The organism is Cupriavidus sp. CPT47-8839-RL05A (assembly GCF_058792255.1).
Map to the genome: position 1 here is coordinate 47,932 of NZ_JBYTEG010000033.1, position 15,769 is coordinate 63,700.

General features: G+C 68.6%; 10 protein-coding genes. 4 read left to right on the forward strand and 6 right to left on the reverse strand.

Annotated features, from left to right (window positions below):
- Positions 1–17: 17 nt before the first annotated feature.
- A complete protein-coding gene (locus tag AC3WVS_RS29595; RefSeq protein WP_010809870.1) occupies positions 18–1,016 on the reverse strand; it encodes a Bug family tripartite tricarboxylate transporter substrate binding protein in 999 nt (332 codons plus the stop codon).
- Positions 1,017–1,068: 52 nt separating this feature from the next.
- On the reverse strand, positions 1,069–2,562 hold the full coding sequence (locus AC3WVS_RS29600) for an acyl-CoA synthetase (RefSeq protein ID WP_492321479.1): 1,494 nt from the start codon (positions 2,560–2,562) through the stop codon (positions 1,069–1,071).
- A 127-nt stretch (positions 2,563–2,689) separates the two neighbouring features.
- On the opposite strand from AC3WVS_RS29600, the gene AC3WVS_RS29605 reads away from it, so the two are divergent.
- The 3 genes from AC3WVS_RS29605 to AC3WVS_RS29615 all read left to right on the forward strand — a co-directional run bounded on the left by AC3WVS_RS29605 (position 2,690) and on the right by AC3WVS_RS29615 (position 5,608).
- A complete protein-coding gene (locus tag AC3WVS_RS29605; RefSeq protein WP_492321480.1) occupies positions 2,690–3,604 on the forward strand; it encodes a LysR family transcriptional regulator in 915 nt (304 codons plus the stop codon).
- Between the two features lie 137 nt (positions 3,605–3,741).
- Positions 3,742–4,257 (forward strand): winged helix-turn-helix transcriptional regulator, encoded by a 516-nt coding sequence (locus AC3WVS_RS29610; RefSeq protein WP_492321481.1) that lies wholly within the window; start codon positions 3,742–3,744, stop codon positions 4,255–4,257.
- Positions 4,250–5,608 (forward strand): MATE family efflux transporter, encoded by a 1,359-nt coding sequence (locus AC3WVS_RS29615; protein ID WP_492321482.1) that lies wholly within the window; start codon positions 4,250–4,252, stop codon positions 5,606–5,608. Before AC3WVS_RS29610 ends, AC3WVS_RS29615 begins: the two co-directional genes overlap by 8 nt.
- A 34-nt stretch (positions 5,609–5,642) precedes the next feature.
- On the opposite strand, the gene AC3WVS_RS29620 is transcribed toward AC3WVS_RS29615, so the two are convergent.
- From AC3WVS_RS29620 to AC3WVS_RS29635, 4 genes are all read right to left on the reverse strand, one after another.
- The gene (locus tag AC3WVS_RS29620) at positions 5,643–7,091 is read right to left on the reverse strand and encodes an efflux transporter outer membrane subunit (protein ID WP_492321483.1); all 1,449 of its coding nucleotides are present in this window, start codon (positions 7,089–7,091) and stop codon (positions 5,643–5,645) included.
- Positions 7,088–10,246 carry an efflux RND transporter permease subunit gene (locus tag AC3WVS_RS29625; protein WP_492321484.1) on the reverse strand — a complete coding sequence of 1,053 codons (3,159 nt, stop codon included), beginning with the start codon at positions 10,244–10,246 and terminating at the stop codon, positions 7,088–7,090. Before AC3WVS_RS29625 ends, AC3WVS_RS29620 begins: the two co-directional genes overlap by 4 nt.
- Positions 10,243–11,487, reverse strand: a complete 1,245-nt coding sequence (locus tag AC3WVS_RS29630; protein WP_492321485.1) for an efflux RND transporter periplasmic adaptor subunit — start codon at positions 11,485–11,487, stop codon at positions 10,243–10,245. Before AC3WVS_RS29630 ends, AC3WVS_RS29625 begins: the two co-directional genes overlap by 4 nt.
- Positions 11,488–11,706: 219 nt before the next feature.
- On the reverse strand, positions 11,707–14,103 hold the full coding sequence (locus AC3WVS_RS29635; RefSeq protein WP_492321486.1) for a carbohydrate-binding family V/XII: 2,397 nt from the start codon (positions 14,101–14,103) through the stop codon (positions 11,707–11,709).
- 348 nt (positions 14,104–14,451) lie between these two features.
- Between AC3WVS_RS29635 and AC3WVS_RS29640 the strand changes: the two genes are divergently transcribed.
- On the forward strand, positions 14,452–15,597 hold the full coding sequence (locus AC3WVS_RS29640; RefSeq protein WP_492321487.1) for a metallophosphoesterase: 1,146 nt from the start codon (positions 14,452–14,454) through the stop codon (positions 15,595–15,597).
- The last annotated feature ends 172 nt before the right edge of the window (positions 15,598–15,769 follow it).

Below are 15,769 nucleotides of genomic sequence, written 5' to 3' on the forward strand. Positions count from 1 at the left end.
GGCTCCCGCACTTCCAGTCAGTCCAACGAAATGTTATTGGCCTTGATGACCTTGCCCCAATGCTCGCGGTCGGCTTCGATATATCGGTCGATCTCGGCCTGCGTGCGCGGGGCCTGCACGACCAAGCCCAGCGCGCTGAAGGTGGAACGGAACTGCGCGTCCTTGAGCACGTGGGCAGCGGCGGCCTGCAGCCTGGCCACCGCATCGGGCGGCGTCTGCGCGGGCACGGCCAGGCCGAACCAGGTGGCGGCCTGGAAGTTGGGATAGCCGCCTTCCGCCACGGTCGGCACGTCGGGCAGCACGTCCAGCCGGGTGCGGCCGGTGACCGCCAGCGCCTTGAGCTTGCCTGCCTTGATATGCGGCAGCGAGGTGCTGACCACATCCACCATCAGCTGCACGTCGTTGGCCAGCAGCGCCGACAGCGCCGGGGCGCTGCCGTTGTAGGGCACGTGGGTGACGCTGATGCCCAGCTCGGTCTTGAGCATTTCGGTGGCCAGCTGGAGCGCGTTGCCCAGGCCGACCGAGCCATAGTTGAGCTTGCCGCCCGCGGCCTTGGCGTAGGCCGCGAACTCGCGGATATTGCTGGCCGGCACCTTGCTGTTGGTCACCACCACCAGCGGCACCTCGGCGCCGATGCTGAAGATCTTGAAGTCCTTGGGCGGATCGTAGTTGATCTTCTTGTACAGCATCGGGTTGAGCACCATGCTGCCGTTGGTGGCCAGCACCATGGTGTATCCGTCTGCGGGCGCACGCGCCACGCTGGTGGTGCCGATCATGGTGGCCGCGCCGGGGCGGTTTTCCACCACCACGGTCTGGCCCAGCTGGCGCGACATGCCGTCGGCCAGCGCGCGGCCGAACTGGTCGGTCGAGCCGCCGGGGGTGTAGGGCACGACCAGCTTGATCGGACGATCGGGATAGGCGGCCTGCGCGGCCCCGCCCCACATGGCCAGCGCGCACCCCGCGCCGGCTGCCATCGCGGCGAGCCAGGCGCGCCGTCCGCTTGGTTTGTTCTGCATCGCGTCTCCTCCTGTTGTTATCGGTCGTGATCGATCCAGGCCGGGCACGCGCTCAGACGCGGCGCTGGCGGCCTTCCCAGTATCGGTCACGCAGCCGGCGCTTGGCGAGCTTGCCGGTTTCATCGCGCGGCAGCTGCGCCTCGACCACGATGCTGCGCGGCACCTTGAAGCCGGACAGCCGCTGGCGCAGCCAGTCGATCACCTCGGCCTCGCGGATCTCCACGCCCGGCATCGGCTGCACCATGCCCAGCAGGCGCTCGCCGTACTCGTCGTCGGGGATGCCGAACACCACGCAGTCGGCCACGCCGGGGTAGCGCACCAGCTCATGCTCGATCTCGGCCGGGTAGATGTTCACGCCGCCGGAGATCACCATGTCCGAGGCGCGGTCGCAGATAAACAGGTAGCCGTCGGCATCGACATAGCCCATGTCGCCCAGCGTCACCAGCCCGTCGCGGTCGATGGCGGCGCGCGCGGCGTCATTGTTGCGGTAGCTGAAGTCGGGGTAAGCCGGCTGGCGCACGTAGACCAGGCCGACCTCGCCCGGCGCGCACTGGCGGCCGTTCTCGTCGAGGATGCGCAACTGGGCGTCATCGACCGGCTTGCCGGCGGTCCCCGGGCGCGCGGCGGCATCGGCCGGCGTGGCCACGGTGATCATGCCGGCTTCGCTGGAGGCGTAGGTTTCATGGATGACCGGGCCCAGCCATTCCAGCATCGCGCGCTTTACTTCGGGCGAGCACGGCGAGCCGGTGGAGGCGACGAAGCGGATCGAAGACAGGTCGTACTTCGCGCGCACCTCGGGCGGCAGCTTGAGCAGGCGCACGTACATGATCGGCACCAGGTAGAGCACGTCGATGCGGTGCTTTTCCACCAGCGCCAGCACCTGCTCGGCGTCAAAGCGCGGCGTGAGCACCAGGCGTTCGGCCATCTGCAGCGCGTTCTGGATAAACGAGCCCGGCGCGCTGTGGTACAGCGGCGCCGACATCAGCGTGCGGCAGCCCGGCTCGATGCCATAGGTTTGCCTCACCACCGAGCGCATGCGCGCGAGCTGTTCCTCCAGCCGGTCCAGCGGCAGCGGTAGGCGCACCACGCCCTTGGGCCGGCCGGTGGTGCCGGAGGTGTAGGCCATATGGCCGCGCGGCGCCACGCGCGGGCCGTCGTAGGCCGGCTGCTGCGCCAGCCAGCTTTCATAGTCGATGGCGCCTTCGGCGGGGCCGCCCACCGACAACACCGTCATGCCGGCCGGAACGGCGTCGCGCACGACGGGCAGCAGGTCGGCCTGCACCAGCAGCACCCTGGCGCCGCTGTCGGTCAGCAGGAAGCGCACCTCCTCGGCGGTGAAGTGCCAGTTGATCGGGCAGTAGTAGCAGCCCGCGGTGCGGCAGGCATGGACCACGTCGGCATAGGCCGGATCGTTGCGCAGCAGCACGGCGACCACGTCGCCCTCCTGCACGCCCAGCGCGCGCAGGCCGCCGGCCAGGCGGGCGCCGCGCGCCAGCAGTTCTTCGCCGCTGCGGTGCATGTCTTCAAACCAGAGGTCCGTGGCCATCTGTTGTCTCCTGTATGCGATCCGTTCTGTCAGCCGACCACTGTATCGGCGTAGCCGTGCATCGACAATCACGCGCATCGGAATCACAATGTTGCACCAGACGCGACAATCCTGCAGGCAATCCCCGATGGACCTCAACCTGATCCAGGCCTTCGTCGACATCGTCGACGCGGGCAACCTGGCCGAAGCCGGCCGGCGCCGCGGCGTGACGCGCTCGCAGGTCAGCCGCCAGCTGCGTGAGCTGGAGCACCAGGCCGGCGCCCAGCTGCTGCGCCGGACCACGCGCCGGCTGGAGTTGACCGGGCCCGGCCATGCGCTGTACCAGCATGGCGTGCGCATCCTGCAGGAAGTGGCCTCGGCGCAGGCCGAGATCGACAGCCTGGGCCGGACCCTGCGCGGCCATGTGCGCGTGAGCGTGCCCACCGGGCTGGGCGATGCCTATATCGCGCCGCTGCTGCTGCAGTTTGCGCGGAAGCACCCCGGCATTACGTTGCGCGTGTTCTTCGCCAACCGCGTCAACGACCTGATCGCGGCCGAGATCGATGTTGCGCTGAAGGTCACCTCGGCGCCGCCGCTGGATCACGTGGCACGTGAAATCTGCGACATCCGCTGGCAACTGTATGCATCACCGGAGTACCTCGCAGGCATCCCGCCGGTAAAAGCGCCGCCCGACCTGACCGGCTGCAACTTCCTGTGCCCGCCGTACCCGCCGCGCCAGTTCCCGCTGTCGCTGTACCGCGACGGCCAGCGCGTGGACGTGGCCCTGACGCCAAAGCTGCAGTCCGAACACTTCCTGTTCCTGGCGCGCGCCGTGCGCGAGGGCCACGGCATCGGCATGCTGCCGGTCTACATCGGCTGGGAGGAAGTGCGCGCCGGCCGGCTGGTGCCGGTGCTGCCCGACTGGCGCCCGGAGGGGCTGGGCAACAAGCTCTTCATCATCACCACGCCCAACCTGCACCCGTCGATGGCCACCCGCGCGCTGATCGGGTTCCTGCGCGAGGAACTGGACAAGCTTGAGGTGTTCCGCGACGCAGTGGCGTAGCCGGCACCGCCGGCCGGTGAACGAACGCTTTCCGGACCTAGGGTGGCAGCCCGCCCTGCAAACTTTCGTTTTGCAAGCTATGCTCCAGAAAACTTGCACTTTGCAAGCAAGCCGACAGGACCAGAACGGCGGAGACCATGCCCCCTACCGATTTCACCTCGATGCCCTGCCCCGTGGCCCGCTCCATGGCCGTGCTGGGCGAACGCTGGGCCATCCTTGTGCTGCGCGAGGCCTTCTACGGCAGCACGCGCTTCGACGAGTTCGAACGCAACCTTGGCATCGCCCCCAATATCCTCAGCGCGCGCCTGAAGACGCTGGTGGCGCACGGGCTGCTGGCCCGCGTCACGCCCGAGGGCGGTGCTCGCCACATCTATCAGCTGACCGACAAGGGCCGCGACTTCTTTCCGGCCTATGTCGCGCTCAAGGCCTGGGCCGACCGCTGGATGACCGATGAAAAGGGTCCGCTGACGCTGCTGCAGGACCGCCGCACCGGCGCCGAGATTGCCGAGCCGGCGCTGGCGCGCGCCGACGGCAGCGCGATCACGCTGGACGATGTGCGTGTCCTGCCCGGCCCGGGTGCCGGCCGCTTCCTGCGGCAGCGCTTTGGCGAGGCCGGGACCGTTGGCGAGCCAGGGGAGGCCCGCCATGACTGACACGCGCGCATTGCCCGCGGGCGCCCTGCCCGCCGAGGCGGTACCGGCCACTGAAATTGCGCGCCGCATCGGCAAGCTGGCCGGACCGACCGCGCTGATCGCCGTGCTGCAGGCCGCGGCCCAGTTGATCGAAACCTGGCTGGCCGCGCGCCAGGGCACGGCGGCGCTGGCCGGCTGGGCGGTGGTGCTGCCGTTTGCGCTGCTGCTGCAGCAGATGTCGACCGGAGCGATGGGCGGCGGCGTGGTCGCGGCCATCGCCCGCGCGCTCGGCGCCAACAAGCGCGAGGAAGCATCTTCGCTGGTCATGCACGCGCTGCTGATCGCAGTGACCGCCGGGCTGGCCTTTGCGGTGGTGCTGGCGGGCTTCCCGCGCAGCGTGCTGGGCGCGGTGGCCGGCGCCACGGCGGCGGAGGCCGCTGCCAACTATGCGATCTGGTTGTTCGGTGCCGGCGCGATTCCGGCGTGGCTGGCCAATACGCTGGCCTCGGTGCTGCGCGGCGGCGGCCGCCATGCGCTGGCCGCACGCGTGCTGGCGCTGATGTGGGTCGCTTTCCCCGCACTGTCGTGGCTGCTGGCCGAGCCTGCCGGCATGGGGCTGGCCGGCATCGGCGCCGCGCTGGCGGCGGTGTCGTGGGCCGCGGCGCTGGCCATGGCGATCGTGGTGGCGCGCGGCGGCGCGGGCTTCGTGCCGGTGCTGCGGGTGCGGCCGTCGTGGGAGCTGTTCGCGCGCATCCTGTCGGTCGGGCTGGTGGCGTGCGCGCTGGCCTCGGTGGCCAACCTGACCACCATCCTGGTCACCGCGCAATTGCGCCACCACGGCACTGCGGCAGTGGCGGCCTATGGCATCTCGGCGCGGCTGGAATTCCTGATGATCCCGCTGGCCTTTGGCGTGGGTTCGGCGCTGACCGCGCTGGTCGGCCGCGCCGTGGGCGCCGGCGACTGGCATACCGCCCGCCGCACGGCATGGGTCGGCGCGTTCCTGGCGCTGGCTATCGCCGGCACCGCCGGCACCGCCGTGGGCCTGGCGCCGGTGCGCTTTGCCGGCCTGTTCACCCATGACGCCGAAGTGATCACCATCGCCGCGCGCGCGCTGTCATGGGTAGGGCCGGCCTTCGGCGGCTTCGGCCTGGGCATGGCGCTGTACTTTGCCTCGATGGGCGCGGGCCGCATGCGCTGGCCGGTGGCCGCGGGGCTGTGCCGTATCGCGCTGGCGGTGGGCGGGGGCTGGCTGCTGGCGAACGTGTTCGGGATGGGGCTTGACGGACACTTCCTGGGGGTGGCGCTGGGGATTACGGCCTATGGCGTGGTCACGGCGCTGGGGGTGCGGCAAGGGGAATGGTCGGCGCGGTAAGTGCGATGCGGCTGGCAGGCGCCAGCCGCCCCTGCTACCGCCTCAACACCTTCGCATCCCCCTGCATCCCCGCGTCGCGCACATCCTGCGGCACCGACGGCCAGCCGCCGCCGAGCGACTTGTACAACGCCGCGGTGCCGGTCAGCACGTCCACCTGCCCCTGCACCGCCGACAGCTGCGCGGCGAACAGCTTCTCCTGCGCCGTGGTCACCTCCAGGTAGCTGGAATAGCCGCCCTCGTAGCGCGCGCTCGACTGGTCGGCATAGACCACCAGGCTCTTCTCCTGCTGGCGCAGGCTGACCAGGCGGTTGCGGGTCTCGATGCCGTTGGACAGTGCACTGTTGACGTCGGCCAGGGCCGACAGCACGGTGCCCTGGTAGGCCAGCATGGCCTGGTCGCGCTGCGCCGAGGCAGTCTGCACCTGGCCACGGATGGCGCCGCCCTGGAAGATCGGCTGGGTCAGGCCGGCACCGATGCCCCACACCTGCGAGGCACTGTGCCACAACCCGGCCGGCGAACTGGCAATGGCGCCGAACAGCCCGCTCAGGTTGACGGCCGGCAGGTACAACGCCTGCGCGGCGCCCAGCTGCGCATTGGCGGCGATGGCGGACTGCTCGGCCTGCAGCACGTCCGGCCGGCGCGACAGCAGCGCCGCTGGCAGGTCCGCACCCACCGGCGGAGGCTGCAGTTCATTGACCGGCTTGCCGCGCTCGATCGGCCCGGGCTCGCGGCCCAGCAGCACCGACAGCGCGTTCTCGGTCTGCGCGATGCCGCTGCGCAGCACCGGGATCGTCGCCTCGGTCACGTAGAAATCGTTCTCGGCCTGCGACAGCTCAACCTGCGAGATCACCCCGCCCTCATAGCGCTGCCGGAAGATATCCAGTCCAGCCCCGCGCGCCTTCAGTGTCTGCTGCGCGATCTCCAGCTGCGCGTCCAGCCCGCGCAGCGTGGCATAGCCCTGCACCACCGATGCCGCCAGTGACAGCACCACGCCACGGCGCGCGTACTCGGCGTTCCACAGGCTGGCCTCGGCGGACTCCGCCTGGCGCCGGATGCGGCCCCACAGGTCGATCTCCCAGCTGGCATTGGCGAGCAGCTGGTACGAGTTGCGCGGGCCATCGAGCGACGCGAACGGCGTGCCGTTGAAGGTGCCGGCGCGCTGGCGCGTGGCCGCCGCAGACAGGTTCACCTGCGGGAAGAATCCCGAGCGCACCACCATCAGCTGGCCGCGGAACTCATCGATGCGGACCGCGGCGATGCGCACGTCGTAGCTGTTGCGCAGCGCCGTCTCGACCAGCGTGTTCAGCACCGGGTCGCCGAAGCTGTCCCACCAGGCGCTGTCCGCAGCCACGGACAGCACCCCGGTATCGATACGGTACTGGGCCGGCTCGGGCGTGGCCGGGCGCTCATAGTTCGGGCCGATGGCACAGCCGCCCAGCGCTGCGGCCAGACAGGCACCGGCCAGCCGGTGGCGTGCGCTCATGACGGTTCTCCGGCCGGTGGCGTGGTGGTTGCGGCCCCGACCTTGGGCTTCGGCTTGCGCTCGGACATTACCTCCAGCCCCCAGAAGAACATCGGGATGAAGAACAGCGCAATCACCGTGGCGCCGAGCATCCCGCCAATCACGCCGGTGCCCAGCGACTGTCGGCTGGCCGCCGACGCGCCGCTCGCGATCGCCAGCGGCACGCAGCCGAGGATAAAGGCAAGCGAGGTCATGATGATCGGACGCAGGCGCAGCTTGGCCGCATGCAAGGCCGCGTCGTAGGCACTGAGGCCTTCCTTGTGCCGGATTTCCACCGCGAACTCGAAGATCAGGATGGCATTCTTCGCCGCCAATGCAATCAGCACCGTCAGCCCGATCTGGAAGTAGACGTCGTTCTGCATGCCACGCAACAGGATGGCAACCAGTGCGCCGAACAGCGCAAACGGTACCGCCAGCAGCACACCGAACGGCAGCGTCCATTTTTCGTACTGCGCCGCAAGGATCAGGAACACCATCAGCAAGGCAAAGGCAAAGACCATCGCTGCCGTCGATCCGGCGGTCTTCTCCTCGTACGCCTGTCCGCTCCAGGCAAAACTGTAGCCCTGGCCAAGCACTTCCCGCGCCACGTCCTCCATGGCCGCAAGCGCCTGGCCGGAGCTGTAGCCCGGCGCGGCATCGCCCATGATCTTGGCGGCCGGGAAATTGTTGAAACGGGTCATGATATCGGCGCCCGGGACATACCGGGATGTCGTCACCGCCTTGATCGGCACCATTTCGCCAGTGCGGTTGCGCACGTAGACCTTGTCGAGATCCTCCGGACGCGAGCGGTAGTCGGCCTCGGCCTGCAGGATCACCTGGAACAGCCGGCTGTTCTTCGGGAACTGGCTGACGAAGAGCGAACCGAACATGGTCTGCAGCGCGGAATAGACCTGCTCGACGGGCACGCCCTGGGTTTCGGAACGTTCGCGATCCACCTCCACCAGCAACTGGCGCGAGCGCGTGTTGATAGTGGAATTGATCCCGGTCAGCTCTGGCCGCTGCCGGGCCTTGGCGATAAAGGCATGCACCCGCTCCTCCAGCTGCTGGTAGGTGCCGTCCGCCGTGCTCTGGAGCCAGAACTCAAAACCACCGGTGGTTCCCAGGCCCGGGATCGAGGGCGGGTTGATCGGAATGCTTACACCGTCCTGGTAGCCCGCAAACTCCTTCTTCGCCTTGGCGATCAGATCCGCCGCGCTCTCGCCCTCCTTGCGGTCATGGAAGCCCTTCAGCGTGATGAACAGGGTGGAAGCATTGGCCTTGTTCTGCGAATCGATCAGGCTGTACCCGTCCACGGACGCCACCGAGCTGACGCCGGGCTGCTTGGCGTACCAGGCCTCGGCACGGGAGGAGAGGTTGCCGGTGCGGTCCAGGCTGGCCGCATCCGGCATGACCACGGCACCGAACAGATAGCCCTGGTCCTCCACCGGCAGGAACGACGACGGTATCCGCACGAACATCAGCACGCTCACCCCGATCATGACAAGGATGATGACGATGGAGATCACGGTCCGCCTGATCACGACCTGCAGCGACTTGTCGTACCCCTGGATCAGGCGATCGAACGAATTGTTGAACCACTGGAAGAACCGGTTCTTCTTGTGCTCGCCGGGCTTGAGCAGGATTGCCGCAAGCGCCGGCGACAATGTCAGCGCCACCACCCCGGACAGCACCACCGACACCGCGATAGTGACGGCAAACTGCTTGTAGAGCTGGCCGGTAATGCCTGACAGGAACGCCACCGGGATGAACACCGCCAGCAGCACCAGCACGATCGCAACCACGGGGCCGCTCACCTCGTCCATGGCACGCTTGGCCGCCTCCTTTGGTGGCAGCTTGAACTCCACCATATTGCGCTCGACGTTCTCTATCACCACGATCGCGTCGTCAACCACAATGCCGATGGCCAGCACCATCCCGAACAAGGTCAGCATGTTGACCGAGAAGCCGAACATGCTCATGCCGACGAAGGCGCCGATGATCGACACCGGCACGGCCAGGATCGGCACGATGGTTGCGCGCAGGCTCTGCAGGAACAGGTAGACCACCAGGATCACGAGGATCACCGCATCGCGCAGTGTGTGCACCACCTCGTCGATCGATTCGTTCACGAACTCGGTGGTGTCGAGCGCAACCTCATATTCCAGCCCCGGCGGGAACGACTTCTTCAGTTCCGCCAGCGTGCCGCGCACCTGCTTGGCCACGTCCAGCGCATTGGCGCCCGGCTGCTGGTAGACCGCCAGCAGCGTGGCGGTCTTGCCCTTGTAGCGGCTGCGCAGCGAATAGTCCTTGACGCCGAGTTCGGCCCTGCCGATGTCCTTGAGCCGCACCAGCGCGGCGTCGCCCGACTGCGCGCGCAGGATCATGTTCTCGAACTCGGCGGGCTCGGTCATCTGGCCCTTGGTCGCAATCGGGAACGTCTGCAGCACGGGATCCGTGGTCGGCGACTGTCCGATACGGCCGGCGGAGAACTGCTGGTTCTGCGCGCTGACAGCGTTCTTGACGTCTTCCGTGGTAATGCCCAGCGACGCCATCCGGTCCGGCCGCAGCCAGAGCCGCATGGCGTAGTCCGGATTGCCGAAGATCGCCGACTGGTTGGCGCCGGGAATGCGCTTGAGCGCATCCAGCACATAGATGTTGGCGTAGTTACCGACAAAGGTCTGGTCGTAGCTGTTGTCCGGCGAAAAGATGGCAATCACCATCATGAACGCGGACGAGCGCTTCTGCACGGAAACGCCCTGCGCCGTGACCGCTTCAGGCAGGGTCGGCAGCGCCAGGTTGACCCGGTTCTGCACATCCACCTGCGCCAGTTGCGGATCGGTCCCGATCTCGAAATACGCCGTCAGGGTCAGGTCACCCGTCGAGGAACTCGTCGAGTTCATGTACATCATCCGGTCCGCGCCGTTGACCTGCTGCTCGATCGGCGCCGCGACGTTCTGCGCAACCACTTCCGCGCTGGCTCCCGGGTATCGAGTCGTCACCGTGATCGACGGCGGCGTGACGTCCGGGAACTGGGCAATCGGCAGTTTGGTCAGCGCGACCAGGCCGCCCACCACGATGATGATGGACAGGACCGACGCAAAGATGGGTCGGTCGATAAAGAAGTGGGCAAGCTTCATGGCTTGCTCCCTGCGCTCTGCGTGCTCTCGGCCTGGACGGGGGATGACGCGCCTGGCGCACCCGGTGCGCCCGGTGCGCTGGCGGGCGCCGCACCCGCCGGGGGCTTCTGGCCGGACGCGACCTCGGTGGCCTTGACCGGCGCGTCGGGCGCCAGCCGCAGCCCGCCGCTGACGACCACGCGCTCGCCCGGCTTCAGGCCGGAGCGGATCACCCAGTTGTCGCCGGTCCACTGGCCCACGTCGACCACGCGCTGCTGGGCCTTGTTGTCCGCGCCGACCACCCACACCATCTGCCCGCGCGGGCCCTGGATGACGGCTTCCTGCGGCACCGCCACGGCCTTGGTGCGCTCGGCGCCATGCAGCTTCACGCGCACGAACTGGCCGGGGCGCAGCGTGCCGTCAGGGTTGGCGACCTCGGCGCGGATCATGTAGGTGCCGGTCTCGGCGCTGAACGAGGCATCGGCAAAGGTGATCCTGCCGTGATGCGGGAACTGGCTGCCATCGGCCATCACGATCACCACGTCAAAGGCGCCCTTGGGCGGGAACTTGAGCGCGCCGGACTCCTGCTCCGAGCGTGACGACAGCACCTCGTTCTCGGACAGGCTGAAATTGACCCACATCGGGTCGAGCTTGGCCACGTAGGTGAGCAGGCTGTTCGACGGATCGATATAGCTGCCCGCCTGCTTCTTGGCAAAGCTCGACACGCCGGTGACCGGTGACTTGATCGTGGTATAGCCCAGGTTCAGCCTGGCATTGGTGACATTGGCCCGGGCCGCCTCGACCGAGGCCGCGGCGGCCTGCTGCTTGCCAACGGCGTCGTCCAGGTCGCGCTGGCTCAGGGCATTGCGCTCGGCCAGCGGGCGCACCCGCGCCAGGTCGGCATTGGCGGTCTTGAGCCGCGCCACCTGCTGCGCCATTTCGGCATTGGCCGCATCCAGCGCCGCGGCGAACGGCTTGGGATCCATCAGGAACATGGTCTCGCCGGCCTTGACCACCGCGCCCTCGGTATAGACGCGCCGGTCCAGGAAGCCATTGACGCGCGCGCGGATCTCCACCTGCTGCGAGCTCTGGGTCTGGCCGACGAAGTCATAGACGATCGGCACATCGCGCAGCGCCACCGTCATCGTGCCGACCTCGGCCGCGGGCGGTGCGCTGGGCGCCGGTTTGTCCTTGCCGCAGGCGGCCAGCGTCATCGCGCAGGCCAGCCAGAGCGCGCCGCGCCAATGGAAAGCAGTGTTCACGGATCCCTCTCCCGCCATGGTTATGCACGCGATTGCCGCGCGCGCACGCTGGCGACCTTCCGTCGCGCCGGACCGGTGGCCGCACTCGCCTCTTTACCGGCAGGGTAAGGCTCGGCCCTGCGGGCGCCAATTCAATTCTTTTGTAGGCGTCTTTACTGCTTTCGACTTGCTTTCGCCCGCACCCGCGCAGGTGCCCGCGCGGGCTGCCAGGGCCCTGGCTCAGCGGCGGAACCCGCCATGGAAGCCGCCGCCGCGGAAACCACCGGCACGGCCGCCAAAGCCGCCACCGCCGCCGCGCCCCTGCCACTGCTGGGCCGTGCCCTGGAAGCGCTGCTGGCCAACCTCGCGCGCCTGGCGCTGCTGCTCCAGCCGTGCCGTGGCATCGTTGCCGGACTGCACCGGCTGCCAGCCGCTGGGGGTGTGCTTCTGCCAGCCGTCGTCGGTGTGCTGGTACACCGAGCCGTCGTGGCCGGCATACACGTTGCCGTTGTTCCACACCACCGCATTGTTCTTGTCCGGATTGGCGACAAAGCCACGGCTGCCGGCAGTGTGCTGGCCGGTCTGCGTATTGCCGGCAATGCCCGCCTCGGTCGCGCCGACGCGGCCGGTCTGCGCGTTGTAGCCCGCCGCCTGGCGGCCGGCGGCATAGTTGCCGGTGTAAGTGTTGCCGGCCACGCCGCCGCGCGCGGCGCCCTCGCGCCCGGTCGACGGATTGGCGAACGAGCCCTGGCGGCCCGCCGCATAGTTGCCGGAATAGGGATTGAACGCCGCACCGCGGCTGCCCTGGTAGCGCGCCCCGGTGGCGGGGTTGTAGCCGGCGCCGGCGGTGCCCCGCCATTCGGTGCCGGTCCAGGCGTTCCAGCCCTGGGCGTGGGTCACGGTACCCTTGCCCCAGCGGCCGTAGAAATTGGCCTGGTTCACGTTGACGTAGTTCCAGTTGTACGCGCCGCCCCACCAATAAGGGCCCCAGTACGGCGAGGCCGCGCCCCAGAACGCGCCCGCGGCGAAGCCGAAGGCAAAGCCCTCGGCCATGCCGATGCCAAAGCCGGCGCCGTAGCCATAGGTGGCCGGGTAGCCGTAGTAGACCGCGCCCACATAGGGCGGATAGACATAGCCGGTGCCGTACACCACCGTGCCGTCGGCGCTGACCACCACGCCCATGTAGCCGGGGGTGTAGCCCACCACCACGGTCTCCGGCGTGACCGAATAGATGCGCACGTAGGTCACGTAGTACACCGGCGAAGTCGGCGGGATGGTGTAGATCGCCGACGGCACCTCGGTGGCCACATGCCACGGGCCGGACGGTGCCGGCGCCGTGAACCAGACGCCGTTGGCGACCGCGTAGTAGTGGCTGCTGTCGACCTCGATCACCGGCGTGCCGCTGTTGACCGCGTAGCTGAGCGAGGTGCCGGTGATCGGCGTGAAGCGCGGCGCGCCGTCATACGCCACCGCCAGGCTGGCCTTGCTGCGCGACACCGTGGCGGTCTGCGGGATGGTGGCGGCGATCTCGGCCTCGCGTGCCTGCGGCGTGCCGGGCACCGAGACCAGCACGTTGGCCTTGGGATCGGTCGCCGGGATCCTGGCGAAGTCTGCCGGCAGCTGGCTGCCGGGCACGTACTCCCACGGCCCGGTCAGCATCGGCGCGCGGAACCAGCGGCCCGAGACCAGCACGTAATACTGGTTGGCGGCCGGATCGACAAAGACCGCGTGGTCGGCATTGGACATCGTCAGCAGGCTGACGCCGCTGACCGGCGTCATCTGCGGCGCGCCGCTGGTCATGACCAGCTCGGTCGGCTGCGTGGCAAAGAGGATCGCCGGCGCCCTGGCCGGCCGCTTGCCGTCGGCCGGCAGCATCGTGTCGGGCTTCATGCCGGCCGCCGCCTTGGTGGCCGCGCTCTCCAGCGCCTTGGGCACCGTCGTCGTCACTTCCCAGGCGCCGCCGGCCGATTCGGAGCGATACCAGTAGCCGGCCGCCTTCAGGTGCAGCTCGCCGCCGGATTCGCGCAGCAGCAGCGCACGGCTGTTCAGCGCCCGTTCGTACTGCGTGCCCGGCACGGCGCGCCAGGCCGGGTCGCCGTCGACCAGCACCAGCAGCGTCGGCGTGGTGGCAAAAAAGATCTGGGGCGCGTCATTGCGCACCGCCACGCGGCCAGCCTTGGCCAGTTGCTGCGATACCGCATAGCTGGCCTGCAGCTGGTCCAGCGGCACCGTCAGCCCGTTGGCCGGCAGGCGCGACACCAGCGCCTGGCGCACCCGGTCGGCAGCGTCGGGCCGCGTCGGCACTTCGACGCTGTCCACCGTGATCCGGGTCAGCTGCACCAGCCCGGAAGGCTTGTCGATATCGCCGGTGGCCGAGAAATGCACCACGCCGTAGGTCGGAGAACCCGACTTCTCGCCCACCGCCACCGCCGCGCGCCCGGACAGCCGGTTGCCGTCCCAGGTCTCGATCTGGGGCTGGTACAGCTCCACGTGATCGTTGGCGGCGTCAAAGTTGCGCGGCCAGCTCAGGGCAGCCGCGGCTGGCTTGGCCGGCGTGGCGGCGTGCGGGCTGAGCGGGGCGAGTGCAAGCCACGCCGCGGCGATCAGGGCGCTGGTCTGCTTCAGGCGAAAAGACATGGGTTTCTCCGGGAGGAAGCCGCCTGCGCCGGCGGGCCGGCACCGCGGGCACGATGCTGCACAACAGGCGGCCCTTCCCGCGAATCTAAATTAGGCCGCAAAGGCGAACAATCTGATTCGAAAACATTCAGGATCTGCCAGAAAAAAGACAGATCAGCCGGCCTCGACAGCGGCCTTCATACAAGTAGGAGTCGGGGCGGCGGGCCGCCATGTCAAGCCGCAATGCGCCGTTGCGACGCGCGCGGGCGAGGCGGGTGTGCATCTTGCTTGGCCTGATGCCACCCCATCGCCCCTTGAAGCCGCCCCCCGCGGCCTCATCTTCAAAGATTCCCCCTGGCCCCCGCCCCCATGCCTCCACGCACCACCATCCTGACCGCCGCCCTCGTGACAGCCCTGCTGCACGGCTATATCGGGCTGCGCCTGCTGCCGGCGATGCCGGTGCCGATGGCGGTCAAGACACTGGCCGTCATCTGGCTGGCCCTCTCCTGCGCCCTGCTGCCGGCCGGGCTGCTGGCGCGGCGCGTCAGCCAGCCCTGGTCGGACCTGGTTTCCTGGATCGGCATGCTGGCAATGGGATTCTTCTCATCCCTGCTGGTGCTGACGCTGGTACGCGACGTGGCGCTGGCGGCGGCCTGGCTGGCCGGGCAACTGCTCGGCTGGCACGCGCCCGGCCTGTCCGCGGGCAGTGCGGTGGCGGTGCCGCTGCTGGCGCTGCTGGTCACGCTGGCCGGCTATATCAATGCCCGCCGGCTGGCACGCGTGGTCGAAGTCGACGTGCCCGTGGCCGGCCTGCCTGACGCCCTGCATGGTTTCACCATCGCCCAGATCAGCGACATCCATGTCGGGCCCACCATCAAGCGGCCCTACCTCGACCGCATCGTCGACCGCGTCAACAGCCTGCAGGCCGACGCCGTCGCCATCACCGGCGACCTGGTCGACGGCACCGTGCGCGAACTTTCCGCCCACACCGCGCCGCTGGCCCGGCTGCAGGCGCGCCACGGCACCTACTTCGTCACCGGCAACCATGAGTACTACTCCGGCGCGGAGCCGTGGATCATTGAGCTGCGCCGCCTGGGCGTGCGCGTGCTGATGAACGAACACGTGGTGCTGCAGCACGACGGCGACGTGCTGGTACTCGGCGGCGTCACCGACTACTCCGCCGGCCGCTTCCACGAAAGCCACCGCAGCGACCCGCACCGCGCCATCGCCGGCGCCCCGGCACACGCCGGCGCGCGCGTGCTGCTGGCCCACCAGCCACGCACCGCTGCCGCCGCGGCGGAAGCCGGTTTCGACCTGCAGTTGTCCGGCCATACCCACGGCGGCCAGTTCTGGCCGTGGAACCTGTTCGTGCCGATGCAGCAGCCATACACCGCCGGACTGGTGCGGCATGGTTCGCTGTGGATCTATATCAGCCGTGGCACCGGGTATTGGGGACCGCCGAAGCGGCTTGGGGCGCCGTCGGAGATTACGCGGGTTAGGCTGGTGCGGGCGTAGGCATGATTGCCGCTGAGGCGAAGCAAAAAGCCCCGCTCAACTGAGTCGGGGCCTTGCTTGTGGCGGCGCCTCGGTTTCGAAGCGCCACTTGTGTGCTCCCTCTCCCGCAAGTGAACTGACCCCGTAAAGTTGGAGAGTCAAAGCTAGGTGGAACCGAACTGAGCCCTGTACT

What these genes read in the sequence shown, in the direction of transcription:
- AC3WVS_RS29620 (WP_492321483.1), bottom strand. Translation starts at nt 7,091, where the DNA reads ATGAGCGCACGCCACCGGCTGGCCGGTGCCTGTCTGGCCGCAGCGCTG.
- AC3WVS_RS29610 (WP_492321481.1), top strand. Translation starts at nt 3,742, where the DNA reads ATGCCCCCTACCGATTTCACCTCGATGCCCTGCCCCGTGGCCCGCTCC.
- AC3WVS_RS29640 (WP_492321487.1), top strand. Translation starts at nt 14,452, where the DNA reads ATGCCTCCACGCACCACCATCCTGACCGCCGCCCTCGTGACAGCCCTG.
- AC3WVS_RS29595 (WP_010809870.1), bottom strand. Translation starts at nt 1,016, where the DNA reads ATGCAGAACAAACCAAGCGGACGGCGCGCCTGGCTCGCCGCGATGGCA.
- AC3WVS_RS29625 (WP_492321484.1), bottom strand. Translation starts at nt 10,246, where the DNA reads ATGAAGCTTGCCCACTTCTTTATCGACCGACCCATCTTTGCGTCGGTC.
- AC3WVS_RS29605 (WP_492321480.1), top strand. Translation starts at nt 2,690, where the DNA reads ATGGACCTCAACCTGATCCAGGCCTTCGTCGACATCGTCGACGCGGGC.
- AC3WVS_RS29635 (WP_492321486.1), bottom strand. Translation starts at nt 14,103, where the DNA reads ATGTCTTTTCGCCTGAAGCAGACCAGCGCCCTGATCGCCGCGGCGTGG.
- AC3WVS_RS29615 (WP_492321482.1), top strand. Translation starts at nt 4,250, where the DNA reads ATGACTGACACGCGCGCATTGCCCGCGGGCGCCCTGCCCGCCGAGGCG.
- AC3WVS_RS29600 (WP_492321479.1), bottom strand. Translation starts at nt 2,562, where the DNA reads ATGGCCACGGACCTCTGGTTTGAAGACATGCACCGCAGCGGCGAAGAA.